This is a genomic window from Streptomyces sporangiiformans, assembly GCF_005768555.2.
GTDB classification, from domain to species: Bacteria; Actinomycetota; Actinomycetes; order Streptomycetales; family Streptomycetaceae; genus Streptomyces; species Streptomyces sporangiiformans.
Genome location: NZ_VCHX02000178.1, coordinates 43910 through 68193, shown reverse-complemented (window position 1 = coordinate 68193; position 24284 = coordinate 43910). Strand labels below are relative to the sequence as shown.

The window sequence follows — 24284 nt, the reverse complement described above, 5'->3', positions numbered from 1 at the left end:
TCCAGCGCCCCGGAGGCGAACCGAGCCCAATAAGAGTTCACGCGAACGCCGGCATGATCCCGTCATGGATCAGGCGGAGCTGTGTGTTCACGTCGGCCACGCCCGGAAGGTCGCGGCCGGTGAAGGCCTTGACGAGAGAGCGGTCGGTGATGGCGCAGATCATATGGTTCACGCCGGCGGGAGCGATCTCCCGCTGGATCTTCTCCCGGCACTCCTCGGGCGTGCCCGCTATGGAGAGGCGCTCAGCTATGTCCGGCGTCGTCAGCTCGATGCCCCGGGCCAGATCACCGGCGGCGATGGCGTCGATGATCGGCTTGAGTTCGCGGGGGTCCACGCCGTTGCGGAGCAGTTGCTCCTCGGGCATCGAGGAGGCGTAGATGCCGACCATGCTGCGCGCCGCGTCCTTGGCGGCCGCGGAGTCGGGTCCGGTCGCGAAGACGACCCACGCCCCGATGTCCAGGGTCCGCCAGTCCTTGCCCGCACGCTCGGCTCCGATCTGGATGTGCCGCACCGCGTATTCGTAGGCCTCGCGCGTGTAGCTCAGCGCATGGTGACATCCGTCGGACAGCTCGCCGGCCGCCTCGAAGGACTTCGGCCCGCGCATCGCCCCGAGCATCAGCGGCACCCGGCTCTGGACCGGCCGGGCGAAGGTGAACAGCCCGTCGTACGAGTAGAACTCGCCGTCGTAAGAGATGGCCCCCTCGTCCAGCAGGGTACGCGCCACATGCAGCGCCTCCTTGACCCGGGACAGCGGCCGCGTACGCGCCCAGTCGATTTTGTACTGGGCCAGCAGCCCGAAGTTGCCGCTGGACAGCACACCCTCCGCGCGTCCGCCGGACAGTTCGTCGAGCGTGGCCAGGGACTGGGCGATCAGAGTCGGCTCACGCAGCGTCACCGGGGAGACGCTCGGGCCCATACGGATCCGGCTGGTCTGGCCGGCGGCCGCCGCGAAGAGGAGCCACAAGTCCTTGTGCCAGGTCTCATCGGCGGCGTAGCAGGCGTGGAAGCCGAGTTCGTCGGCCAGCCGGATGGACGCCAGTGACTCCGTTAGGGGGTAATCGGGCAGCATGGCGTAGCTGAACTTCACGGGTGACACCTTTCGCATGACGAAGACGGTCCGAGGCACATATGAGCAGTGCTCCTGTCCCGTACGAGCATGTGGACCGCGGCGCTCAACTGTCCAGCTTTTTCAGGCGTGTTGCTGTCCTTTTGGGGCCGACACCGCACGCTGTGAACGGTCGCACGGCGCGGGCACCGGGGCCCGGGACCCGCCTCGTCCTGACCCGTATGGCCCTGTCCCTTCCCGGCCCTTTCCGTCCACTTCCGTCCACCGATATCCCTCGTATGCCACATACCGCGTAACCAGTAAGTGCATTGATCGTTTCCGGGTCAACATGCCGTTGACGACCCCTGGATGCGCATTGCCACGGTTCAGCGTGATTGTCCCCGCATACAAGGTGCAGGCATATCTGCACGAATGCCTTGAATCCGTGCTGGAGCAGTCCTGCACGGATCTCGAACTGATCGCAATCGACGACTGCTCACCGGACGGCAGCGGAAGGATCATCGACGAGTTCGCCGCTCGCGATCAGCGGGTGCACGCCGTTCATCTGACGCGGAACGTAGGCCTCGGCCCGGCCCGCAACGCGGGCCTCGAACGCGCCACCGGCGAGTACGTGATCTTCCTCGACAGTGACGACTCGCTCACCCCCGACGCACTGCACGCCATCTCGGAGCGGCTCAAGAACACGGACAGTCCCGACGTCCTGGTCTACAGCCACGTACGGACGGACTGGACCGGAAGGACGACCCCCAACCGTTTCGCGGCCCACCTCGCCGAGAACGGTCCCGCGGCATTCACCCTGGAGGACCGGCCGGATCTGTTGAGGGTCCTGCACGTCGCCTGGAACAAGGCATACCGCCGTGAGTTCCTGCAGCGTGTGGGCTTCACCTTCGCGCCCGGCTACTACGAGGACGTCTCCTGGACCTATCCGGTACTGGTGACCGCGGAGTCGATCGCGGTGCTCGACCGTGTCTGCGTGAGCTACCGCAAGCGCCGACGGGGTGCGATCACCTGCTCCCCCGGGCGCAGGCACTTCGAGATCTTCGGGCAGTACGACCGGGTCTTCACCTATCTGGACGCCCACCCCGAACTGGCGCGCTGGCGGCCCTTCGTCTTCCGCCGGATGATCGACCACTTCAGCACGGTGTTCATGGCGCGCGACCGGCTGCCGCGTGGCAGCCGTGCCGCGTTTCTGCGCCAGGCCCGCGCCTACTGCCACCGCTACCGCTCCCCCGGCGCCGCACCCCGCGCGCGCACCAGGATCCGGCACGCCCTGGTCCGCATGGGCGCGCACCGTACCTACCGCGCCCTGGCCTTGGCCGGGAGCCTCCAGCGACGCGTCCGCCGCCTCACCGGCGCCGCGCTCCACGCCATCAGGGGAGCCGCGCTCCAAATGCACTACCGCGTCCAGCGGCTCCTTCCGCTGCGTGCGCAGGACGCCGTGTTCTCCGCCTACTGGGGCCGCGGCTACGGCTGCAGCCCGGCGGCGATCGAGAAGAAGGCCCGGGAGCTGGCGCCGGGAATCCGCACCGCCTGGATCGCCCACCGGACGCACCATCACACGGTCCCGCCGGGCACCCGTCGCCTCACGCCCGGCACGGCCGCCTACTGGACGGCGCTGGCCCGCTCCAAGTACCTGGTCAACAACGTCAACTTCGACCGCAGACTGGTCAAGCGCCGGGGCCAGGTGTTCGTGCAGACCCAGCACGGCACCCCACTCAAACGCATGGGCCTCGATCTGCTCGACCGGCCGGCGGCGGTCGGCGACACCGACGTTCCGCGCATGCTCGCCAACTGCGACAAGTGGGACTACGTCCTGTCCGCGAACCGCCACTCCACGCTCGTCTGGGAACGGGTCTACCCCGCCGCGTACACGACGCTGGAGTACGGCTACCCGCGCAACGACATCTACCATCGCGCGACCGCCAAGGACGTGGCCCGGCTGCGTGAAACCCTGGGCATCCCCCCCGATTCGGTCGTGATCCTGTACGCCCCCACGCACCGGGACTACCGCCGTACCCAGCGCCACTCCCTCGACCTCGAGCGCATGCTGCGCGCGCTCGGCCCGAACTTCACGGTGCTGACCCGTGCCCACCACTTCTACGACTCCGCCCTCGCGGACGAGGGTTCGTCCCGGCTGATCGACGTCTCGGACCACCCCAGCGTCGAGTTCCTCTGTCTGGCGAGCGACGCGCTGGTCACGGACTACTCCTCACTGATGTTCGACTACGCGAACCTGGACCGCCCGATCGTCGTGTACGCCGACGACTGGGAGGCCTACGAGGCATCCCGCGGCACCTACTTCGACGTCCGCAGCTTCGCTCCCGGCGCCGTCGCCACCGGCGAGGACGAGCTGATCGACATCTTCACGACCGGTGAGTGGTGCGGCCCGCGCTCCGCCGAGCGGCGGGCCGCGTTCCGCGAACGCTTCTGCCCGTACGACGACGGGCGCGCCGCCGAGCGGGTCGTACGGCATGTCCTCCTCGGCGAGAAGGGGGGCCTGCCGTCCGTCGTGCCGTTGGAGGAGCGGCAGCCGGCGGCGGCTCCCGCGACACCCGGCCCGCGGCAGGAGCCGGAGGTCGTCGCGACTCTGCCCACCAGCGCCGCTTGAACGCCCCACCAAGGGAGAGAGCTTTGCCTCGCTTCAGCGTTGTCGTTCCTGCCCACGAGGTCCATGGGCGGCTGGCCGACTGTCTCGACTCGGTGCTCGGCCAGAGCTTCACCGATGTCGAGCTGATCGCCGTCGTCAGCGCCCCGGAGGGCCTGTGCGCCTCGATCGTGGCCGCACACGAGGAACGCGATCCGCGGGTCAAGGTGGTGCGCGCGCCGGTCGACGGGGGCACCGTCCCCCCGGGCGCGGCCGGGTGCGCGCGGGGCCTGCCGGCCGCACGCAATGCAGGAATGGCCGTCGCCGAAGGCGAGTTCCTGCTCTTCCTCGACGGCGACGACACCCTGGCACCCGGCGCACTGGAGGTCCTCGACGCCCGGCTCACCGAGACCGGCGAGCCGGATCTGCTGCTCTTCGACCATGAGCGCGTGCACTGGTTCCACGGCGGCCAGGGGGCGGCGCTTCGGCGGCTGTGGAAGGACGCACCGGCCGGCGCCTTCCTTCTTGAGCAGCATCCCGCGCTGCCCGATGTACTGGTGCCCGCTTGGAGCGGCGCCTACCAGCGCGCCTTCCTGGAACGGCACGACATGGTCTTCTCGCCCGGCATGTTCACCGACATGGCGTGGAGCGTGCTGGCCGCGCTGCGGGCGGACCGGATCGCCGTGCTCGACCGGATCTGCGTACGCCATCTGCTGCGCCGTCAGGGCAGCCGGAACCACCTTCGGGGCCCCCACCACCTGGACCTGCTCGACCAGTTCGACCTGGTCATGCGGCAGACCGCGGGACTGACCGCGTCCCGGGAACTCCTCGACAGGATCTTCGACCAGCTGGTGTGCGAAGTGCTCAGGACGGCGGCGTCGCCGTGCCGGCTGCCGGGCATGGCGCTGCGACGACGGTACTTCCGGCGCGCGGGCCGCCTCTACCGCCGGCACCGGCCCTCAGGTCATCGACGGCCCGGCGGCAGCATGGGGCTGCAGCACACCCTCCTGGCCTCCGGCTCGTACTCGGCGTTCTGCGCCATGCGCGGAGCGAAGCAGCTGCCGCGCAGGGCGGCACGGCCCGTCATGAAGCATCTCCGGCGGCTGGGGCGGCTGCGGAAGCGGGTCGGCCATCCGTACAGGGCCTTCCTCAGACGGCCGATCGACGAGAACCTCGCCGTCTTCTCCTCGTACTGGGGCCGCGGCTACACCTGCAACCCCGCCGCCGTGCACGCGGCGGCGCGGCGCCTGGCCCCGCACATCAAGTCGGTCTTCCTGGTGACCGAGGACCACGCGCGGCGGATGCCGGACGACGTGGAGAGCGTGGTGATCGGCAGCGACCGCTACTGGGAGGTGATGGCCACCGCCAAGTACACCTTCAACAACGTCAACTTCGCGATGTCGGTCAAGAAGCGACCCGGCACCATCCATGTGCAGACCCAGCACGGCACCCCGCTCAAGCGCATGGGCCTGGACCAGGTGGAGTTCCCTGCGGCGGCTGCCGCGGCCGGGAACTTCGGCAAGCTGCTCGAGCGCGTGGACCGCTGGGACTTCAACATCTCCTCGAACCACCACTCCACCGAGGTCTGGGAGCGGGCGTACCCGGGCTCGTACGAGAGTCTCGACGTCGGCTATCCGCGCAACGACGTGTTCTACGCCTCGACGGCGGACGACGTGGCCGCGATCCGCAAGCGCCTCGGCATCCCCGAGGACCGGATCGCCGTGCTGTACGCGCCGACCCACCGCGACTACCGCACGGACTTCGTCCCTCACCTGGACCTCGCCGCGTTCTGCGCCTCGCTCGGCGAGGAGTTCGTGGTGCTCCTGCGGGCCCACCACTTCTACGAGGGGTCCGCGGGCCTGGAGGGGATCCTGCGCTCCGGCGCGCTGATCGACGTGACGGAGCACCGCTCGGCCGAGGAGGTGTGCCTGGCCGCCGACGCGCTGATCACGGACTACTCGTCGATCATGTTCGACTACGCCAACCTCGACCGACCCGTCGTCGTGTACGCCGACGACTGGGAGGCTTACCGGGAGACCCGCGGCGTCTACTTCGACCTGCTCGCCGAGCCGCCGGGCGCGGTGGCCCGTACCCAGGACGAGCTGACGCGGATCTTCCGTGACGGTGAGTGGGAGGGCGAGCGGGCGGCGGAGCTGCGGAGCGCGTTCCGCGAGCGGTTCTGCGGATTCGACGACGGCCGGGCGGCGGAGCGTGTGGTGCGCCGGGTGCTGCTCGGGGAGCCGGCCGAGGACCTGCCACCCGTCATTCCGCTGCACGAGCGCGCCCCGGCCCCCAGCGCCCGCCGAGTCGCACCTGCGCGAACCTGAACCGCTCACCCTGAGGCCTGCCGCATGTCCTTTCTGAAGTACACGTCCTCGCCGCCGGCCGAACGGGCAGCGGAGCCGCAGGCTCCGTCCTCGCTCACTGCCTGGCGCATCACGCGTCTCGTCCCGCCCAGGTCATGGAACCTGCTGGTCATCACGGTGCCCGCCGCGGTGGTGCTGGTACTCGGTTTCCGGCACCGCTGGGTCGGCGACGACGGCCTGATCTACACCCGTGCGGTGCGCCAGATCCTCGCGGGCAACGGCCCTGTCCACAACGTCGGGGAGCGGGCGGAGACATCCACCGGGACGCTGTGGCAGTGGCTGCTGGCACTGTGCGGGTTCGTCTCCCGGCAGGACCCCGCCGTCATCGCCGTGGCCCTGGGGCTGGTTCTGGCCACGGCGGGCCTTCTGCTGGCAGGTCACGCGGCACAGCGCCTGCACTCACCCGGACACACCCACGCGCTCGTACCGCTGGGCCTCCTCGTGGTGGTGCCCGTGCAGCCCGTCTGGGACTACACGACGTCCGGGCTGGAGACGGGTCTGAGCATGGCCTGGGTCGCGGGCGCGTGGAGTCTTCTGGTCCGTACGAGCCCCAGCTCCTCGAAGCGCTTCAGAGTCGCCGTACTCGTCGTCATCGGGCTCGGTCCCCTCGTGCGGCCCGACCTCGCCGTGGTGTCGGTGATCTTCCTGGCCGTGGCCTTCGTGCTGCTGCGCACCACACTCCGCGAGGCGCTGCCGCTCACCGCGTGCGCGGCCGCCCTGCCCGCGGCGTATGAAGTCTTCCGCGCCGGCTACTACGGAATCCTGGTCCCGCTGCCGGGGCTGACCAAGGATCCGGGAGTGAGCTCCTGGGGCCGCGGTCTCTACTACCTGGCCAACTTCACGGAGCCGTACCACCTCTGGATGCCGTTCGGGGTGCTCCTCCTCGCCGCGCTCGTCTGGGCGCTCCGCCGTATCACCCGCCGGGGCCCGGCCCCCGCCGAGCACTACCGCCGCTGGGTGCTCTGCTCGGCCCCGGTCGTGGCCGGCCTCGTGCTGGGGATCTACGCGGTGAAGGTGGGCGGCGACTTCATGCACGGCCGCTTCTTCGTCCTGCCGCTCCTCCTGTGCGCCCTGCCCATCTGGGCCATGCCGCCCTCCAGAACCGTGGCGGTCACGGGAACGGCCCTGGCCTTCTGGGCGGCCCCCTGCCTGGGGTTGTGGCGTGCCCCGCTGCAGACGCCCGTGCACAACATCTGGGACTCGCACCGCGGTTACCAGCAGGCCACCCGGCATCCGCACCCCATCAGCCAGGAAATCCACGGCAATCGCCCCGTCAAGTACACACAGCTGGTGCGGGACGCCGTCGCCGAGAAGGACCGGGAGGGTGCGCAGTTGGTCATCACTCTCGCGTACAACCGCCGCTTCGCGATGTTCCCGCTCGCGCGTGACCGTGACGCATCGGTGGCCGGCTCCGAGGACTTTCTCGGCCACAGCGGAGTCGTCGTGCCCCTCGACGGCGTCGCGGTCGACCCGCTCAGCCTCGGCTATCCGCTGGGAGCTCATGGCACCCGGAGTTCCACACACCGTGCCGGGCACGAGAAGCCCGTCGACGTTTCCTGGACGATCGCCGACTACACGGACCCCGGCGTCAAGCTGCCCGCATGGGTGGACGAGCGACGGGTCGCCGCGGCACGCAAGGCACTCACCTGCGGGCCGCTCGCCGAACTCCAGGAATCCGTACGGGCTCCGCTGACACCAGGGCGTTTCTGGAAGAACCTCACCGGCGCCTGGGACCGGACGGCCCTCCGCTATCCGCACGACCCTCTGGAGGCCGAGCGGCATCTGTGCCACAGGTGACCGACGCCCGGTACCACGAACCCGACCAACGCCCTTGGACCCGTGGGAGAGCCCGTGCCCCGTTTCAGCGTCATCGTCCCCGTCTACAAGGTGCAGGGTTTCCTGCGCGAGTGCCTCGACTCGATCCTGACGCAGTCCTTCGCCGACTTCGAGGTCATCGCGGTCGACGACTGCTCACCCGACAACTGCGGCACGATCATCGACGAGTACGCGGCGCTCGACCCACGGGTCACCGCCGTACATCTGCCGGAGAACGTCGGCCTCGGCCGAGCACGCAACGCGGGGGTCGGCCACGCCACCGGCGACTATCTGCTCTTCCTGGACAGCGACGACGTCTATACCCCCGGAGCACTGCGGGCCATCGACGAGCGGCTCACCGTGACCGACGACCCCGACGTCCTCGTCTTCGACCATGTGCGCATGCACTGGTGGGGCCGCAGCGGCAGGAGCCTGACGGCCGATCTGCTCGCCTCCGCGGGCACGGACACCTTCGACATCCCGAGCAGTCCCCAGTACCTGCGGCTGTTCCTCGTGGCGTGGAACAAGGCGTACCGCCGCGACTTCTTCACCGGCCACGGATTCACCTACCGGCCCGGTCTCTACGAGGACGCCCCGGTCACCTATCAGGCGTTGGTGTGCGCCCGCCGCATCGCGTGTCTCGACCGGGTGTGCGTGGAGTACCGGCAGCGCAGGCAGGGCGCGATCACCCGCACTCCGGGACGCAGCCACTTCGACATCTTCCCGCAGTACGCCGCGCTGTTCGCGTTCCTCGACGAACACCCGGAGCTGGCCGCGACGAGGCCGCTCCTCTTCGAGCGGATGATCAACCACTTCCTGGCGACGATGACGCTCACCGAGCGCGTGCTGCCCGAGGACCGGCCCGCCTTCTACCGCAAGACGGTGGAGTTCTACCGCCGCTACAGGCCGGAGGGTTTCACCCCACCGGACGATGCCTACCGCGCCCGGTGGCGACTGGTCGCCGGCAGGGTGTATCCCGCGTTCCAGACCTACGCGCTGGCGAAGCGGCTGGGGGGCGTGTCCCTGCGCAAGAAGCACGAGCTGGGCAAGACGACCACCGGCACCATCAAGCGCACCCTCGCCCGGACCCAGCGCCGGCGCCCGCGCGACCCGAACCTCGCCGTGTACTCGGCCTTCTCGCACCGCGGTGTGCTCGGCGATCCGGCGGCCATTCATCACGCGGCCCGGACGCTGGCCCCGCACATCCACGCGGTGTGGGTGGTCGGGCCGGACGACGTACGACGGCTGCCGAAGGGCATCGACTACGTCACCCCGGACACACCGCGCTACCACCAGGTGATGAGCCGCGGCACCTACTTCGTCAGCAACGTCGACTGGACGCCCGGACTGGTGAAGCGCCCGGGGCAGATCCATGTCCACACCCACCGGGGAACGCCCCTGGCGCACATGGGCGTCGACCTACTGGGCCACCCGGCGGCGACGTATCACGACGATGTGCGGACGATGCTCCGGTGCGCGGACCGCTGGGACTACAGCCTGGTCTCCAGCCCGTACGCGCAACAGATCTGGGACCGCGCCTTTCCCTGTCACTTCACCTCACTGCCGACGGGCGCCCCACGCAACGACGTGCTCGTGCGGGGCGACAGGATGCGGACCGCCGCCCTGCGCGAGCGGCTCGGCATCCCGGACGGCAACACCGTGGTGCTCTACGCCCCGGTCCGGCGCGACCATCGCACGTCGTACGTGCCGCGGCTGGACCTCGAGCACCTCGTGCGGGAGCTCGGGCCCACGTTCACCGTGCTCGTCCGGTTGCATCCGCGGGACGCGCAGGCGCCGATCCGGCACCTGCAGATGCGCGACCTCCAGCGGCACGGGCTGCTCCTCGACGTGACCGACGAGCCCTCGGTCGAGGACATGATGCTCGCCTCCGACGCCCTGCTGACCGACTACTCGTCCCTGATGTTCGACTACGCCAACACGAACCGCCCGATCATCGTCCATGCCGACGACTGGGCCGTGTACCGGGCCGCCCGCGGAACCTACTTCGACCTGCCCTCCGCCCCACCGGGCCATGTCTCCACCACTACCGAGGCGTTGACGGATCTGTTCGCCTCCGGGGCGTGGCAGGACGAGCGCTCCGCCGCTCTGCGCGCCGACTTCCGCCGACGGTTCTGCACGTACGAGGACGGCCACGCGGCCGCGCGCGTGGTCTCCCAGGTCATGCTCGGCCGGGACTATCCCTCGTCGGTGATTCCTCAGCAGGACGCACGGCAGCTTCACGGCCTCGTGCGCTCCTCGCTCCCGGACAGCGCGCGATGACCAGAACGGCAACCGGCCCCCCGGTCCGGGCCGAGCGGACGGAGACCGAGCGGAACCGTGCGCCCCAGGCCGCCGCGCGTCCTCGTGCCCGATGGTGGGCGGACGGTGCGGCCGTCGCAGTGGGCACCGCTCTCATCGGATGGGAGGGCTCCCGGCTCGGCCAGTGGGTCGTCGACGATGCGGCCATCACCTTCGCGTACGCCCGCAGCATCGACGAGGGGCTCGGCCCGGTCCAGCAGCCAGGAGCACCCCCGGTGGAGGGCTACTCCAACCCCACCTGGCTGGCGCTGCTGGTCGTCGGCCGGCGGCTCGGGCTCTTCGACCACCGGGCCATGCTCGGCGTACCGGATCTGGTGCTGTATCCCAAGCTGCTCGGGCTGCTCTGCGCCGCCGGCATTCTGGTCGCCATCGCCTCCGCGGCCCGGCTTCTCGTCACCTTCTCCTGGGTCGTGACAGCACTCTCCGGCGTCCTGCTGGCAGCCAACATCTCCTTCGTGGCCTGGGTGTTCTCCGGGCTCGAGAATCCCCTGTACGCCCTACTCGCCGCCGTTCTCGCCTCGGTGCTCGTCCGTGCGTGTGCCACCGGCACCCTGCTCGATCGCGGCCCCGCCGTGAGTTCCGGGCTGCTCGCGCTGGCCGCCGCGCTCACCAGACCGGACGGTGCGGTGCTCGCGGGCGCGTACCCGCTCCTGCTTCTGCTGTCGGTCCGGCGGGCGAACCTGACATCGCGGATGCGGCCGGCCGCCCTGAGTATCGCCGCCTTCACGGTGCCGTACGCCGCGTTCCTCGTCTGGCGTTACACGCTCTTCGGACGCCTTGTGCCCAACACTGCGGTGGCCAAGGCCCAGAAGCTGCCGGAGCCCGCTGTGTTCGCGAAGACGATCGGCGAGTTGCTCACTTTCGCCGGCTGGTCGGCCGTACTGACGGCTCTGGCGGGGATCGCGATGCTCCTCGCCCGTCGTGGTCCGCTGCGCGCCGCGCTGGCCGCCGTCCTGGTGCCGCTGTCACTGACCCTCGGTGCCTTCGGCGTGCTCCAGCGGGACTGGATGGGCCTCTACCGGTTCGCAACTCCCGTGTGGGTCCTGGCGACCATGGCCGTGGCCCTGACCGTGACTGCTCTGGTCGAGCGGGGAACACCACGCGGTCGTGTCCTCACCGCGGTCGCTGCGAGCCTCGCCCTGCTCCTGTCCTGGGTGGGACAGTGGCAGCCGGCCGCCGCGTTCCGTGCCAGGCCGACGCTGCCGATGTGCAACATCGTCAACCGGGACGGCGTGATCTTCAACGAGTACGCCGACCGGCTCGGCATGCGGAACGCCTCGCTCCTGCTGCCCAGCCTCGGGGGCACTCTGCTCACCAGCAGGCACCGGGTGTACGACCTGGCCGGTCTCACGGAACCGCGGATCGCCGAGGCCCTGGCCGCGCAGGACACCAAGGGGCTGCAGGCGTACGTATTCGGCGAGCTGCGGCCCACCTTCATCCATGCGGTCGGCTACTGGGCCCGCAGCACCGGAATGACGGCGCCTCGACTGACCGCCGAAGGATATGTGCCGTTGATGCGTACGAACGAAGGCACCGGTGACTGGGTCCTGGCCGACGCCGTTGACCATCCCGAGCGGCTGAAGTCCGTTCGTGCCTGGGCCGACCGCGCCGTCCCCAAGGACTACGAGAGCGGCCACCACAGCTGCGGCGGGGTGCTCCGACCCGGCCGGTCGTCCGCACACGACAGCTGAGGAGTCCCCGCCCATCGCCCCTTGCCTCCCCTCCTCTTACCCCCTACCTCTCCCCCTCCCCCTTCCCCGATCCTGACGGAGATCACGACCATGACCATCACGCGTGACGAGGCAACCACCAGCCGCGACAGCGAACTGCCCAGGCCAAGCTCCCTGGAGGAGGTACCGGGCTGGTTCTGGCCACTCGACCAGCACCTCTTCGCCTGGTTCCTGGGACACCGCACCCCGCTCAATCCCCCGGGCGACCTCCTCGAGATGGGCTGCTACCTCGGCAAGAGCACCATCGTCATGGGAGCGTTCCTGCGGGACGGCGAGAAGCTGACCGTCTGCGACCTCTTCGGCGCCGAGGACGGCTACACCAAGGAGGCGACCAAGGCCTTCTACCAAAGGTCCCTGACCCGCCGCGCCTTCGAGGCCAACTACCTGGCTTTCAACGACACGCTGCCGGACGTGGTCGAGGGCCGCACCGATGTGCTGGCCTCGCTGATCGAAGAGGACTCGTGCCGCTTCGTCCACATCGACGCCTCGCACATGTACGACGACGTACGCGGCGACATCCTGACAGCGAAGAAAGCACTGCGCGAGGACGGCATCCTCGTCCTCGACGACTACCGCACCGAACACACCCCCGGTGTCGCCGCCGCGAGCTGGGAAGCGGTGTTCTGCCACGGCCTGCGCCCCGTCATGCTGTCGTCCAACAAGCTCTACGGCACCTGGGGCGATCCCGCACCGCTGAGGGAAGCGCTGCTGACGGAGCTGCGGACCATCCCCAAGTGCGTACCGGGGATTCAGGAGATCGCCGGCCACGACGTCATCCGCGCCTCACGCGGGAAGATCCCGGCACCCGACCTGGTCACCTCGTGTCACCCCAGGCGCGTGTACAGCCCGGCACGTGTCCTGTCCTCCACCGCTGCCGGGGCACCGAAGAGCGGCTCGCTGGCGCGCCGGATCGCCGTCGACCTGCTGCCGCCGGTCGTCACCCGGGCGCTGCGCAAGGCATGCCGCGCCCGGGGCTGAGGTGCGAGGCCGCGCGCCCCGCCACGACCTGTGCGCGTCAGTCACCCCACCGCCCGGATCAGCCGTCGCAACCGCCGCGCCACACCACTGCGTAGCCGGACGAGGAAGGCGGACACGACCCGGCGCCCCAGCTCGTCGGCCGACCTGGCCGTGCGCTCGACACCGGCGATACGGATCCGCAGCGTCAGCGCCCGGCCGAACTCCGGTACGGCCAAGGGCAGTTCCACGTCGATCTCGGTCCCCGCGCCGTCCCCCAACGCCTGGAGCCGGATGCGGGTCCCTGCCGGCGCCTCGTCGACGGTGACCGAGGCGACGTTCTGGTCGGCCAGGTCAGCGAGGTCGTCGAGGGAGCTCACTGCCCGCATCCTGAGTCCGAGCGGCCTTGGCTTTCCCACCGCGACCAGTGAGCGGATCTCCAAGCGCTGCTGGGAGGCCCGTTGCCTGGCCCATTTCGTGACGTCGAAGACGCTGTCGGGCAGTGTGCGCTCCGGCTCACGGAAGGCGGAGTAGTCCGCGTACACACGGTCGCCCCGGGCCGTGAGCGGAACCCGCCCCTGGTCGTCCTCCTCGGCGATGGCCGCCCGCAGTCCCACCAGGTCCCCCGCGCGTACGTGCGCGAGCCGCACCCGGCGACGCACCTGCAGCCGCTCTTCGACCCCCTCGTCGAGGTACCGGTCCACCAGGGCCCGCAGTCCTTCGAAGATCTCCTGCTGCGTACTTTCCTCGAGCTCCAGGAAGTTGGCGCGCAGCAGCTGCTCGGCCTCCCAGTGGAAGTGCCGCACGTTCATGTTGGCGCGGCACTTGCTGCCCGGTTCGGTGAATCGCTCGGTGACGGCCATCGCGGCCGTCAGGCCCCGCAGCCGCTCCAGATGCCGGGATCGGAGGGTGATGTTGCTCAGGTCGTCCCTGCGCACCGAGAAGTAGTAGTCGTAGTCGCCGAGCACGCAGATGCGACGAGCCCGGAACAGCGCTTCGAGGGTGAACGGCTGATCGCTGAAGGCCGTCAGCGTCTCGGAGAAACGCAGCCCGTGCTCCTCGACGAGGGAGCGGCGGAAGAGCTTGGTGTTGGACAGGGCCCAGCAGATCCGCCAGTCGTCCAGCGGCACTTCCGCCCGGGTTCTGGCGAAGACGCCCTGGTGCACCTCCCTGCCACCGACGCCCACCATCCTGACGTACACCACATCGGACTCGTTGGCGTCGGCGCTGTCCACCATCCGTTCCAGCGCCTCGGGGCCCAGGTAGTCGTCCGCGCCGAGGAAGAGGACATAGCGACCGGCGGCCTGCTCCAGCCCGCGGTTGCAAGGGCTCGCCGGACCACCGGAGTTGGGCTGGTGGATCACCCTGAACAGTCCGGGATGCAGGGACGCGTACCGCTCCAGCTCCTTCTCACCGCCGTCCGTGGAACCGTCGTCGACGGCGATGACCTCCATCCGCGCCCGGTCGATGGACTGCCCCACGAGTGAGTCCAGGCACTCGGTGAGGTACGGCATGGCGTTGTAGACCGGAACGATCACGCTGACATCGCAGGAGAGGGCCGCGCCACGCTTTCCGCGCCTGACCCTCCGCTTCGCACTGCGCGCGGTGAACATGTCCTGCTGTCTCCTCTCGACACCCCCGCCTTTTGAACGAGGAATGCGGAGTGATGGCTACGGCCCCGGCATATCTGCTTCGCCTCCACCGATGACGCGTCGTCCGCCGGACTGCGCCACAACTACCGTAAGAGATAGCCGATAAAGCAGAAATACCCACAAGCCCGTCGCGCCGTGTTGGTTCTTGAGCATGAATGACCGGTCACCCACAATCGCGTCCACGACGGTTGACAGAATGGGCATCAAGAGACATGGCGTACGACCCTCAACAGCGCTTCTTGCAATTGGTGCCCGGCGGCAACGGGATTATTTACGCGATTCAGTCCGACGGCAACCTCTACTGGTACCGCAATACGGGATGGAGCACTGGTTCATCCTCTTGGGCAAATGCCGGCACCGGTCGGCTCATCGGCACCAAGTGGCAGCAGTTTCGCTACGTCCTGGCTGCCGCCGACGGACAGATCTTCGCCTTCCAGCCGAACGGGGATCTGATCTGGTACCGGTACATCCTGAACAACAGCAGTACGGGCGCCGGAAGTTGGCATTCCGCGAGCGGGAGTAAGATCGGTCACGGCTGGAACAGATTCCCACGCCTCCTTGGCGGCTGGAACAACGTCCTCTACGGAGTTGACGGCAGCGGGAACATGTTTTGGTACCGATACACCGCCAATAACGGATCGTCCAGCTGGGCGTCGGGCTCCGGGGCCCAGATCGGCAGGGGCTGGAAGTCGTTCAACTATCTGCTCGCGGATCCGAACGGAGTCATTTTCGCATCGAGGCAGGGCGGCGCCCTGAACTGGTACCGCTACCTGGGAACCAACGGGTCTTCGGTCTGGGCTAACAGCGGCAGAGGAATCGACCTGCGCATTCTGGGGGGATACCAGAAACAGATCCTCTCCAATGGCTCCGGCACCATCTACCGGGTCAGACTGAGCGCGTCCAATCCGCCCGGAGCGGACACCGAACTCCTGTGGTATCGCCTGCTCAACTCCGAGACCATCAACACCAGCGGCGTCCAGTGGGTCAACAACGGCGAAGGCGTTCGGGTGGGGAGTGGCTTCACCAATCAGGGTTCGGCGGCGCTCCAGGGGTATCCGGGCTCCGTGTCCACGCCGCAGAACTCGAGCCTGAGTATCCACGTGTCCACCACCTTTTCCTCGTACACCTCGGCCACTCTGCGTCTCGCTCCCGCCAGCGGTGACCCGGTCCAGGTCACCTCGCCCGTCTCCCGTGGCGGACAGTTCCAGTTCCTGCAGAGCGGGTACCGCAGCGCCGGGTGTGGCTGGAACCCCTCCTTCTCCGTGTCCGTCGCCTCGAACTGGACTTCGGGGATCTATGCCTCACAACTGCGGTCTCCTTTCGGCGGCACACAGAATGTGCCCTTCGTCGTGCGGCCGTCCTCACCACAGCAGGACATCGCTGTCCTGGTCCCCACCAACACGTACAACGCCTACAACTTCTGGGGAGGCCACAACCAGTACACGGGCGGTCAGCTAGGCACACAGCGCACCGTTACCCTTGAGCGTCCCGGTATGGGAGTCGACCGGAACCAGAACTTCGTGTCGGCCACCGGCTTCCTGGACCACCTGCTCTACAGCGACCTGCTACTGACGCGTTGGATGACCTCGGCGGGCTTCTCCTTCGACTGCTACGCCGACAACGACCTGGACGCGACCGGAGATCAGTGGTTGCCCAGCTACAAGGCGCTGGTGCTGACCACCCACCCGGAGTACTTCACCGAGACCATGCGACAGAACGTGGTCAACTTCCAGAACGCCGGCGGCCGCCTCATCTACACCGGGGGGAACGGCATTTACGAAAAGGTGGAGTACAACGGGGACCGTTCGGCGGTCGTTTTCCGCAGAGCCGACGGCACACGTGATCTCTTCCGGGAAGACGGCCAGCCCGAATCGCAAATCCTGGAGGTGTCGTTCTACTCACCGTCGTACATGACCTTCGCGCCGTACGAGGTCCAGAACAACCACGCCTTCCTGACGGGAACCGGTCTCAGCGTGGGAAGCACCTTCGGCAGTGTGGCCTACAACGCCTCGGCCAGCGGCTGGGAAATCGACATCGACGACGCTTCGACTCCAGGAGCGGTACTCATCGCCCAAGGCCTCAACCCCGGGGCCGGAGCCGACATGATGTACGTACCCAAGCCCAACGGCGGTTGGGTGTTCTCGGCCAGCTCCCTCTCCTTCAACGGCGGCCTGCCCTTCGACGCGGCGATGCGCAGAATCATGCTCAATGTGCTCACGGCGGCGGTGGCTTAGGCGACCACGGTAAGAAGACCCTTCTCTGACAGCTGGAGAGATGTATGCAGGAGATCTCACGCCGCACGGTTCTGGTCGGCGCCGCAACGGCAGCCGTTACCCTGACCGTCCCCGCCCCCACCGCTCACGCGATGCCCACGGAGAACACGAGAAACGAGGAGTCGGCGCCGGGCTCCTGCGAAACAATGGGCAGCACGGAAGCCTGCGTCGAGGTGCGGCAGATCCAGGATGTATGCGGCATTCAGTACACCATCAAGAATCACGGGGACGCGCCCCGGACCTACTCCGTGTCATGCCTGGATGTAGACGGCGGCCCCAATCCCGGCACGGTCACTGTGTCGGTGGAAGCGGGGGAATCCGTCAGCGACTATTTCTACGGCGACCTTCTGCACTGTTTCACTCTGCAGGTGTGCCCGGTGTCGGCCGGCAAGGAGATGACGGGCCCTCGGACCAGCGGCAAGGAAGCGGACGTGACCTGCATGACCCTCGGACCGGTGTGCGCGGAATCTTCATCCGACTGGTGATGAGTTCATGGCCGCGTACCACGCGGCCATGAGCCCACTCGTCCTGTCTCAGCGAATCTGCTCCAGATGCGCGTAAGGCTCCCGGTCGAGTCTGCCGTCGACAACGGTTTCCGGGTGACGCTGAGCCAGTTTCCATGCAAGGTGCTCCGCCGGTGTGTCCGTGAACACCACGCGGTCGACCGCGTCGAAGTCGATGGACGCCAGTGCGCGCCGTGAGGCCCGGGCCAGCACCAACGGCCGTACGTGGTCGTAGACCGGCCAGAACAGCCGCCGGTCGACCAGGTCGGCGACCCGACGGTGGGTCCGTCGTGCCAGTCGCTCCGCCCGCAGAACAGGTCCGCCCCCCGGCACGCGGCGCGCCACACGCCGGACGCGGTTCAGCACGCCCGACGGAAGCCGGTGCACCACCGTGTACTGCAGCCACTTGACCGGGTGCCGCTCCTCCACGGACTTCATCTCCCACACCCGGAAGTGCGGAAACGTCGCGGAGGTGGGGGAAGACGGCGCCGTCGGCGTGACGAGGTCGACCGGGACCCCGCGCCGTAGCAGGTACAGGGCGTAGGCGAGAACGCGCTGAGGCACGGGATCGGCGTAGGAAAGGATGACCACGTGCGGCGGCGTCCCCTCCGTACCCGGTGTGTCTTTCGCGGCCTCGTCGACCAGGGTCATGAACTTCTCCTCGCCAGGGTGCGCAGACGGGTTTCGAAGGGCGCGAGCACGACATCGCGCTCGTAGGTGTCCGCATGCCGTCGGGCCGACAGATGTTCCTCGGGCGAGAGATCACGAGCGGCCTTCGCCGCCGAGATCATCGTGTCCGCCAGCGCGGAGGGATCCAGGCTGTTCGCGTTGAACCAGAGGGGGTAGCCGTCGAGCACCTCCTCCGCGGCGATGCCGGGGCCGTGCACGGAGACGATCGGACGGCCGGTGGCCATGTACTCGAAGATCTTCCCCGAGGTCACATAGCGTGCCCCGCCGGTGAGGAAGACCAGCACGTCGCTCTCCCGGTAGACGTCGGCCACCTCGGTCTTGGGCACCGGGCCACACAGCCGGACTCCCGAGTCGCGGCCGTCGTCCGCGTCCGACTGGAGCCGGCCCCGCAGTGCGGCATCGGCCCCCTTGAAGAAGCCCAGGTGGCCATGGATGTGCAGCTCCGCATCGCTGAAGTCCGCATGCCTGCGCACCATACGGAATGCCGACAGCATCTCCTCGACGGGCTGGACGGCGGTGACCGTGCCGAGGAAGGTGAACCGGATCGGGCGGGGCGCGGCCGGAACGGAGAGGTCCAGCGGCGGCAGGTCGAGCAGATCGGCGTCCCAGGCGTTCGGCACCACGGTCATCCGGTCCGCGGCATGGGGATGGCGCTCGGCGTGCCAGGCCCGCATCGCCTCGTTGACGAACACCACCTCCGCGGCGCCGCCCGTCACCCGGCGCTCCCAGGTGTGCACGGGATCCCCTTCGGGACGGGCGAGTTCGTCCGTGAACTGGTTCAGCGTCCAGGAGTCCCGGTAGTCGAGCACGTACGGAACCCCAGTGATGCGCCGGAAGAGCCAGGCGGCCGCGAACGAGGAGAACGGGTTGCCGGTGGCGACGACGACGTCGAAGCGGCGCCGCATGTGCAGAGCGAGGGCGCGCCTGACGGATGCGAAGGACCAGGACGCGTAGTGCTCGGGGAACAGCCGCCGCTGCGTCCAGGCGTAGCCCTTCTGCGCGGTGTGCGGGAACGTCCTGCGCAGCGGACCGAAGTCGCGCGCGTCCCGCTGCCAGACGTACTGGTTCAGCGGGGGACGCTCGATGCGGATCCGTGGGTCGAGGGTGCCGAGCAACTCCTCGTCCTTGGATCCGATGACCTTGTCCAGGAAGTCCATCGGACAGGCGAACACTGTCACGTCCCAGTCACGGCGCGCCAGATAGTTGGCGGTCGCACGCGCGCGGTAGACGCCGCTGGCGCGGGACGGTGGGAAGTAGTAGGCGAGGTACAGCGCGCGGGGCCTGCGGGCGCGGGCGAAGACCATCGGAACCCTCTCAGCTGTGACGGAGGCTGTAGGCCATGCGGGGGGCAGGAACGGATGCGCCGTCGAGGAGAGAGGAGGCGTACGACAGCCCCGCCGAGTCGGCCAGCACAATCACCTCGGGCGAACTGCGCCGGACCAGTGATCCGATCAGACGCTGTCGTGCGTCGCCGCAGACCTTGCGGTAGGCCGGGGTGAAGACCCTGCGGTGCAGCGGGAGCGCGACCCGGCGCTCGTATGCGCGCTCGGCACGGCGCACGAAGGGACGCAGGGGCCCACGACCGAGCAGTGCGGCCACGACACGGGGACCCCTGAAGAGCAGCAGCCACTCCAACAGCCTTGGCGGATGGCGCAGTTCCAGCCGGGACAGCTCCACGACCTCCACCCCCGGGGCGAAGGTCTCCTCCTTCCATGCCTTCGTGTTCTCCACGATCACGACGGCTCGCCCGCCGCCGGCGACGACCTCGGCGGACTCGCTGGTGACGGCGTGACGGCGGGTGGCCTGCAACGCCAGGAAGACGACTCGCATGGGCTCGGTCACCTCACGTACCGGGAAGAGTGGCGTGCGACGGGACGGCGGAGGGCCGGTCGGGGAACCAGAGGGCGTGATGGATTCGGGCCACGGCATCGTGCCCACAGCGCTCCTTCAGGTGGCGCCGGGCGTGCGGCAGGTCCAGCGAGTGGGGGAAGCGGGCGCTCAGGAGCCGGTAACCCTCGGCGATGGTCTCGGGATCATCGTTCACGTCGATGAGCTGCCCGGCGACGTCCTCGATCCCGGCCAGTACCTCTTGAGGGCCTCCGCTGCGCGTCACCAGAACGGGCAGTCCCGCGGCGATCGCCTCGACGACGGTCATGCCGAAGGTCTCGAGGCGGCTGGGGTGCACCAAGAGGTCGTGTTCGCGCATCAGCCGTTGAGTCTCGGCCGGTGTCACCGCTCCGGTGAAGGTGACGGCATCGCTCACTCCCAGCTCCGCGGCCTGTTTCTGTAGCGCGTCCCGAAGGACACCGTCCCCGACCACGGTGAGGGTCAGTTCGGGCTCCTCGGCGCGACAGCGGGCGAAGGCGTCGAGCAGCAGCGCGACGCCCTTGCGTTCGATGAGAAGGCCGACGTACAGCCAGCGGTGCAGCCGCGTGACGGGGTCGGTGCGCGGAGTGCCGAACGCGATGGCGTTGGGGATGATGCCGATGCGGTCGGCATGCTGCGGGAAGGCCTGCGCGATGGGTTGGCGCACTTTCTCCCCGACGACGAAGAACCCGGCGCACCGTTCGAGCACTTCGCCGTACAGCTCGCGCCCTTGCGGGTCTTCCAGCACCTTCTCGACGAAGGTCGCGTGCTCGGTGACGAACACCCTGGCGTCGGCCCGTGCGTTCTCCAGTGCGACCCATCCGCCGCGCAGCCCGACGTGGGCGTGGATGACCGGAGCGTCGATCGGCCGGCCGCCCAGGGCGGCCCTCAGGCAGTCACGGTGGGCCATGGCCTGCTCACCCCAGTGGCGCGGGCCTCGCCTGTGCCGGTACACGGCGGGCACATAGGTCACCTGGGCGCCACCGACCGTGGGGCGGGGCCGCGCGGCCAGCGGCAGAAGTCGTTGGTGGGCTCGCGTGATCTCGCTGTGCCGCCCCTGATCGGGATTGCCCCAGCCCCATCCGTCGCAGTGGTACACGCTGACGCGGTCGCAGCCGGGAGCCGTCGCCTCCACCATGGCCTCGACGAAGGAACCGGCAAAAGGCTGTTGGGTGGTCGGATACCAGGGAGTGACGATGGCCACGTCCTTGATCAGGGGTTCGCGCACTCGTTCGTGTCCTTCACTGGGCGCCGGCCTTGTCGTGGGCGGGTCTCCTCGGTGGCCAACGATTCGTGGTGGGTGGCGGGTTGGGCGGGAGGGTGAATCTCCCACCCAAAGGTGAATAGTTCGACTACCTATACACCTATTTCACGTGTTTTGTTGGTATTTACTGGGAGTCCATGTGGGTACCTCAGCCACCGCACACGTAGCCGCGTCGAGCGGATTTCGTTGTAGCGGATACGCGAGGTCCGACTTCACGGGAGGCGATCTGTGGGACCCGACCAGACGGGCGAAGAGCCCAGTCGACGGGGAAAGGTGGTGATGCTCGTCTGCAACGGGATCAAGGGGGACTCCCGTGTTCAGAAGGCCGCCCACTCGGCAGCCGAGGCCGGATGGGACGTGGTGCTCCTCGGCCGGTCACCGGACAGGAAGATCCACAAGTGGAAGATCGGACAGGCGCGGGCGATGCTCGTCCCGGTGCCGACCCGACTGGACCGAACCCGGCATCCTCTGCGCGGCTTTGGCATCCGGTACCCGTTCGCGTATCAGCTGGGGCGACCGGAGGCCGCGTACCGTGCGCAGAAGGTGAAGGCCTGGCGCGTCGACCTCAGCATCAGGCGTGCCTCCCTGACACTCGCTCAGCAGGAGGGCGGCTTCCGCGCACTGTGGGCCGGGCTGCGTCGGATCGGGCTCCTCGCACCACGCGTGGCGGCGAAAGGCATGAGCCGCTGGGTGGCCTTCCGCCATCGGCAGCTCATCAAGCGGGTCAGCTCCCGACGGCGATGCGACACACCCCTCGACCGGCTGGTGACGTCCGCATGCCGGAAGATCCGGGGCAGACGCAGCTGGCGAACGCTCTGGCCGGCGCTCTGGGATTTCGAAATCGCCTACGGCCCAGTGGTCGACAAACTGAAGGCCGATCTGATCCACGCGAATGACTTCCGTGTCATCGGAGTGGGCGCACACGCCAAAACGCGTGCGCTCGCCAAAGGGCGCCCAGTGAAACTCGTCTGGGACGCCCACGAGTTCCTGCCGGGGATCAAGCCGTGGGTCGACAACGAGCGCTGGAAACCGGCGCATATCGACCATGAGCGCGAGTACGCCCCGTACGCCGATGCCGCCATCACCGTCTCCGACAGCCTCGCCAAGCTGCTGCAGAGGACACACCGTCTGGCGCGGAAGCCCACCGTGGTGCTCAACGCGCCCAGTATGCGCCCGCTCCAGGAGACATCGGACGAACCGCTGCCGTCGCTGCGCGAGCAGTGCGGACTCGATCCCGACGTACCGCTGGTCGTGTACAGCGGTGCCGCATCGCCGCAGCGCGGGCTGGCCACCATGGTCGAGGCCCTGCCCCGGCTGCCCTCGGTCCATGCGGCGCTCGTCGTCCCCAATCCGGAGGCGGCAGCCATCCGGAAGCTGCTGGCCCGGGCCGCGGCGCTGGGAGCCGGGGACCGGCTGCATGTGCTGGGATACGTGGACCACTGGCAGGTCCCGCACTTCCTGTCGTCCGCGGACGTGGGAGCCATCCCGATCCATCACTGGCCCAACCACGAGCTCGCCCTCATCACCAAGTTCTTCGAGTACTCGCACGCCCGGCTGCCCGTCGTCGTCAGCGACGTGGAGACCATGGCCCGCACGGTGCACGAGACGGGCCAGGGCGAGGTCTTCCGCGCCGAGGACGTCGAGGACTACGCACGGGCCGTACGGGCGGTGCTGGCCGACAGCGCACGCTACCGGGCCGCGTACGACAAGCCGGGACTGCTGGACGCCTGGACCTGGGAGGCGCAGGCCGAAGTACTGGATCAGGTCTACAGCGAGCTGGTCCCCGACACGCCACGGTTCCCGCAGCGTGTCCGTGCCGACCACACCGAGATGACGGCCCCTCCGATGAGTCGGTGACCACGGCACATCGCAGCGTCTTCGAAGGAGAACAACCATGCAGATCTGTGTCGTGGCGCTCGGCAAGATCGGACTGCCGCTGGCCGTGCAGTTCGCGGCCGGCGGCCACCATGTCACGGGCGCGGACGTGGACGAACACGTCGTACGCCTCGTCAACGACGGGGTGGAGCCCTTCCCGGGCGAGGCACTCCTCGGCGAGAAGCTGAAGAAGGCGGTCGCCGAGGGGCGGCTGCGGGCCACCACCGACACCACCGCGGCGGTCGCGCAGGCCGAGGCGGTGGTGATCGTCGTCCCGCTCTACGTCGACGCCGAGGGCGTCCCCGACTTCGGCTGGATGGACGCGGCGACACGGGCGGTGGCGCGCGGGCTGCGGCCCGGCACGCTCGTGTCGTACGAGACGACGCTGCCGGTGGGGACGACGCGCCGACGCTGGGCGCCGATGCTGGAAGAGGGCAGCGGACTGACCGCGGGCCGGGACTTCGCCCTGGTCTTCAGCCCCGAACGGGTGCTGACCGGACGCGTGTTCGCGGACCTGCGCCGCTATCCGAAGCTCGTCGGCGGCTTCGACAAGGCGTCCGGCCGTCGAGGGGTGGAGTTCTACGAGTCGGTCCTCGACTTCGACGCGCGCGACGACCTGCCGCGGCCCAACGGGGTCTGGGACCTGGGATCGGCGGAGGCGGCGGAGCTCGCCAAGCTCGCCGAAACCACCTACCGGGACGTGAACATCGGGCTCGCGAACCAGTTCGCTCGGTTCGCGGACGGTATCGGCGTCGATGTGGACCTGGTGATCGACGCCTGCAACTCGCAGCCGTTCAGTCACATTCACCGGCCCGGCATCGCCGTCGGCGGCCACTGCATCCCCGTCTATCCGCGGATGTACCTGTGGAATGACCCGGAGGCGACGGTCGTCCGGGCGGCCCGCGAGGCCAATGCCGCAATGCCCGAGTACGCGGTGCGGCGCCTCGAGGAGGCGTACGGCGAACTGACCGGCACCGGAGTGCTCGTGCTCGGTGCGGCCTATCGAGGCGGCGTCAAGGAGACGGCGTTCTCGGGGGTGTTCCCGGTCGTCGATGCGCTGCGGGCGCGCGGGGCGCAGCCGTACGTGTCGGATCCGCTGTACTCCGCCGAGGAGCTGACGGCGCTCGGGCTGCCGCCGCACACAGGTCAGCGTGTCACCGCCGCCGTCGTCCAGGCCGACCATGAGGAATACCGGGAGCTCGGCACCGACCAGGTCCCCGGCGTTCGGGTCGTGGTCGACGGGCGGCGGATCACCGACCCCGGCAGGTGGGCCGGGGCCGAGGTGATCGTGCTGGGTTCGCCGTCACGGACGGCCCACCGGGCCTGA

16 protein-coding genes are annotated in these 24284 nt (G+C 68.7%); 10 read left to right on the top strand and 6 right to left on the bottom strand.

Annotation, left to right across the window (positions count from 1 at the left end; genetic code table 11):
- Window positions 1-37: 37 nt before the first annotated feature.
- The gene (locus FGD71_RS32125) at window positions 38-1087 is read right to left on the bottom strand and encodes an LLM class flavin-dependent oxidoreductase (RefSeq protein WP_119104077.1); all 1050 of its coding nucleotides are present in this window, start codon (window positions 1085-1087) and stop codon (window positions 38-40) included.
- A gap of 334 nt (window positions 1088-1421) precedes the next feature.
- Here FGD71_RS32125 and FGD71_RS32120 point away from each other — a divergent pair, with 334 nt between their 5' ends.
- From FGD71_RS32120 to FGD71_RS32095, 6 genes are all read left to right on the top strand, one after another.
- Window positions 1422-3674, top strand: coding sequence for a bifunctional glycosyltransferase/CDP-glycerol:glycerophosphate glycerophosphotransferase (locus tag FGD71_RS32120; protein WP_119104063.1), 2253 nt, complete (start codon window positions 1422-1424; stop codon window positions 3672-3674).
- A gap of 23 nt (window positions 3675-3697) precedes the next feature.
- A complete protein-coding gene (locus tag FGD71_RS32115; protein ID WP_119104062.1) occupies window positions 3698-5977 on the top strand; it encodes a bifunctional glycosyltransferase/CDP-glycerol:glycerophosphate glycerophosphotransferase in 2280 nt (759 codons plus the stop codon).
- Window positions 5978-6001: 24 nt separating this feature from the next.
- Window positions 6002-7813 carry an arabinofuranosyltransferase AftB family protein gene (locus tag FGD71_RS32110; protein WP_119104061.1) on the top strand — a complete coding sequence of 604 codons (1812 nt, stop codon included), beginning with the start codon at window positions 6002-6004 and terminating at the stop codon, window positions 7811-7813.
- Between the two features lie 54 nt (window positions 7814-7867).
- A complete protein-coding gene (locus FGD71_RS32105) occupies window positions 7868-10111 on the top strand; it encodes a bifunctional glycosyltransferase/CDP-glycerol:glycerophosphate glycerophosphotransferase (RefSeq protein ID WP_119104060.1) in 2244 nt (747 codons plus the stop codon).
- Window positions 10108-11841 carry a hypothetical protein gene (locus tag FGD71_RS32100; RefSeq protein WP_119104059.1) on the top strand — a complete coding sequence of 578 codons (1734 nt, stop codon included), beginning with the start codon at window positions 10108-10110 and terminating at the stop codon, window positions 11839-11841. The genes FGD71_RS32105 and FGD71_RS32100 overlap by 4 nt, the downstream gene beginning before the upstream one ends.
- 90 nt (window positions 11842-11931) lie before the next feature.
- On the top strand, window positions 11932-12858 hold the full coding sequence (locus tag FGD71_RS32095) for a class I SAM-dependent methyltransferase (RefSeq protein WP_119104058.1): 927 nt from the start codon (window positions 11932-11934) through the stop codon (window positions 12856-12858).
- Between the two features lie 41 nt (window positions 12859-12899).
- Here FGD71_RS32095 and FGD71_RS32090 read toward each other — a convergent pair whose 3' ends face one another.
- Window positions 12900-14372 carry a glycosyltransferase family 2 protein gene (locus FGD71_RS32090; protein ID WP_162931286.1) on the bottom strand — a complete coding sequence of 491 codons (1473 nt, stop codon included), beginning with the start codon at window positions 14370-14372 and terminating at the stop codon, window positions 12900-12902.
- A gap of 269 nt (window positions 14373-14641) precedes the next feature.
- On the opposite strand from FGD71_RS32090, the gene FGD71_RS32085 reads away from it, so the two are divergent.
- A complete protein-coding gene (locus FGD71_RS32085) occupies window positions 14642-16720 on the top strand; it encodes a N,N-dimethylformamidase beta subunit family domain-containing protein (protein WP_119104056.1) in 2079 nt (692 codons plus the stop codon).
- A 44-nt stretch (window positions 16721-16764) separates the two neighbouring features.
- A complete protein-coding gene (locus FGD71_RS32080; protein WP_119104055.1) occupies window positions 16765-17244 on the top strand; it encodes a hypothetical protein in 480 nt (159 codons plus the stop codon).
- A gap of 48 nt (window positions 17245-17292) precedes the next feature.
- On the opposite strand, the gene FGD71_RS32075 is transcribed toward FGD71_RS32080, so the two are convergent.
- Genes FGD71_RS32075 through FGD71_RS32060 form a run of 4 tightly spaced genes read right to left on the bottom strand, consistent with a single transcriptional unit; the run spans window position 17293 to window position 21046 of the window.
- A complete protein-coding gene (locus tag FGD71_RS32075) occupies window positions 17293-17913 on the bottom strand; it encodes a hypothetical protein (RefSeq protein WP_119104054.1) in 621 nt (206 codons plus the stop codon).
- On the bottom strand, window positions 17910-19256 hold the full coding sequence (locus tag FGD71_RS32070) for a glycosyltransferase (protein WP_119104053.1): 1347 nt from the start codon (window positions 19254-19256) through the stop codon (window positions 17910-17912). Before FGD71_RS32070 ends, FGD71_RS32075 begins: the two co-directional genes overlap by 4 nt.
- Before the next feature lie 10 nt (window positions 19257-19266).
- The gene (locus FGD71_RS32065; RefSeq protein WP_140935999.1) at window positions 19267-19782 is read right to left on the bottom strand and encodes a hypothetical protein; all 516 of its coding nucleotides are present in this window, start codon (window positions 19780-19782) and stop codon (window positions 19267-19269) included.
- A 13-nt stretch (window positions 19783-19795) separates the two neighbouring features.
- A complete protein-coding gene (locus tag FGD71_RS32060) occupies window positions 19796-21046 on the bottom strand; it encodes a glycosyltransferase (RefSeq protein ID WP_240436874.1) in 1251 nt (416 codons plus the stop codon).
- A 315-nt stretch (window positions 21047-21361) separates the two neighbouring features.
- On the opposite strand from FGD71_RS32060, the gene FGD71_RS32055 reads away from it, so the two are divergent.
- Both FGD71_RS32055 and FGD71_RS32050 read left to right on the top strand, forming a co-directional pair.
- Window positions 21362-22939, top strand: a complete 1578-nt coding sequence (locus FGD71_RS32055) for a glycosyltransferase family 4 protein (protein WP_119104051.1) — start codon at window positions 21362-21364, stop codon at window positions 22937-22939.
- A 37-nt stretch (window positions 22940-22976) separates the two neighbouring features.
- Window positions 22977-24284: a nucleotide sugar dehydrogenase gene (locus FGD71_RS32050; protein ID WP_119104050.1), complete on the top strand. Its 1308-nt coding sequence runs from the start codon at window positions 22977-22979 to the stop codon at window positions 24282-24284.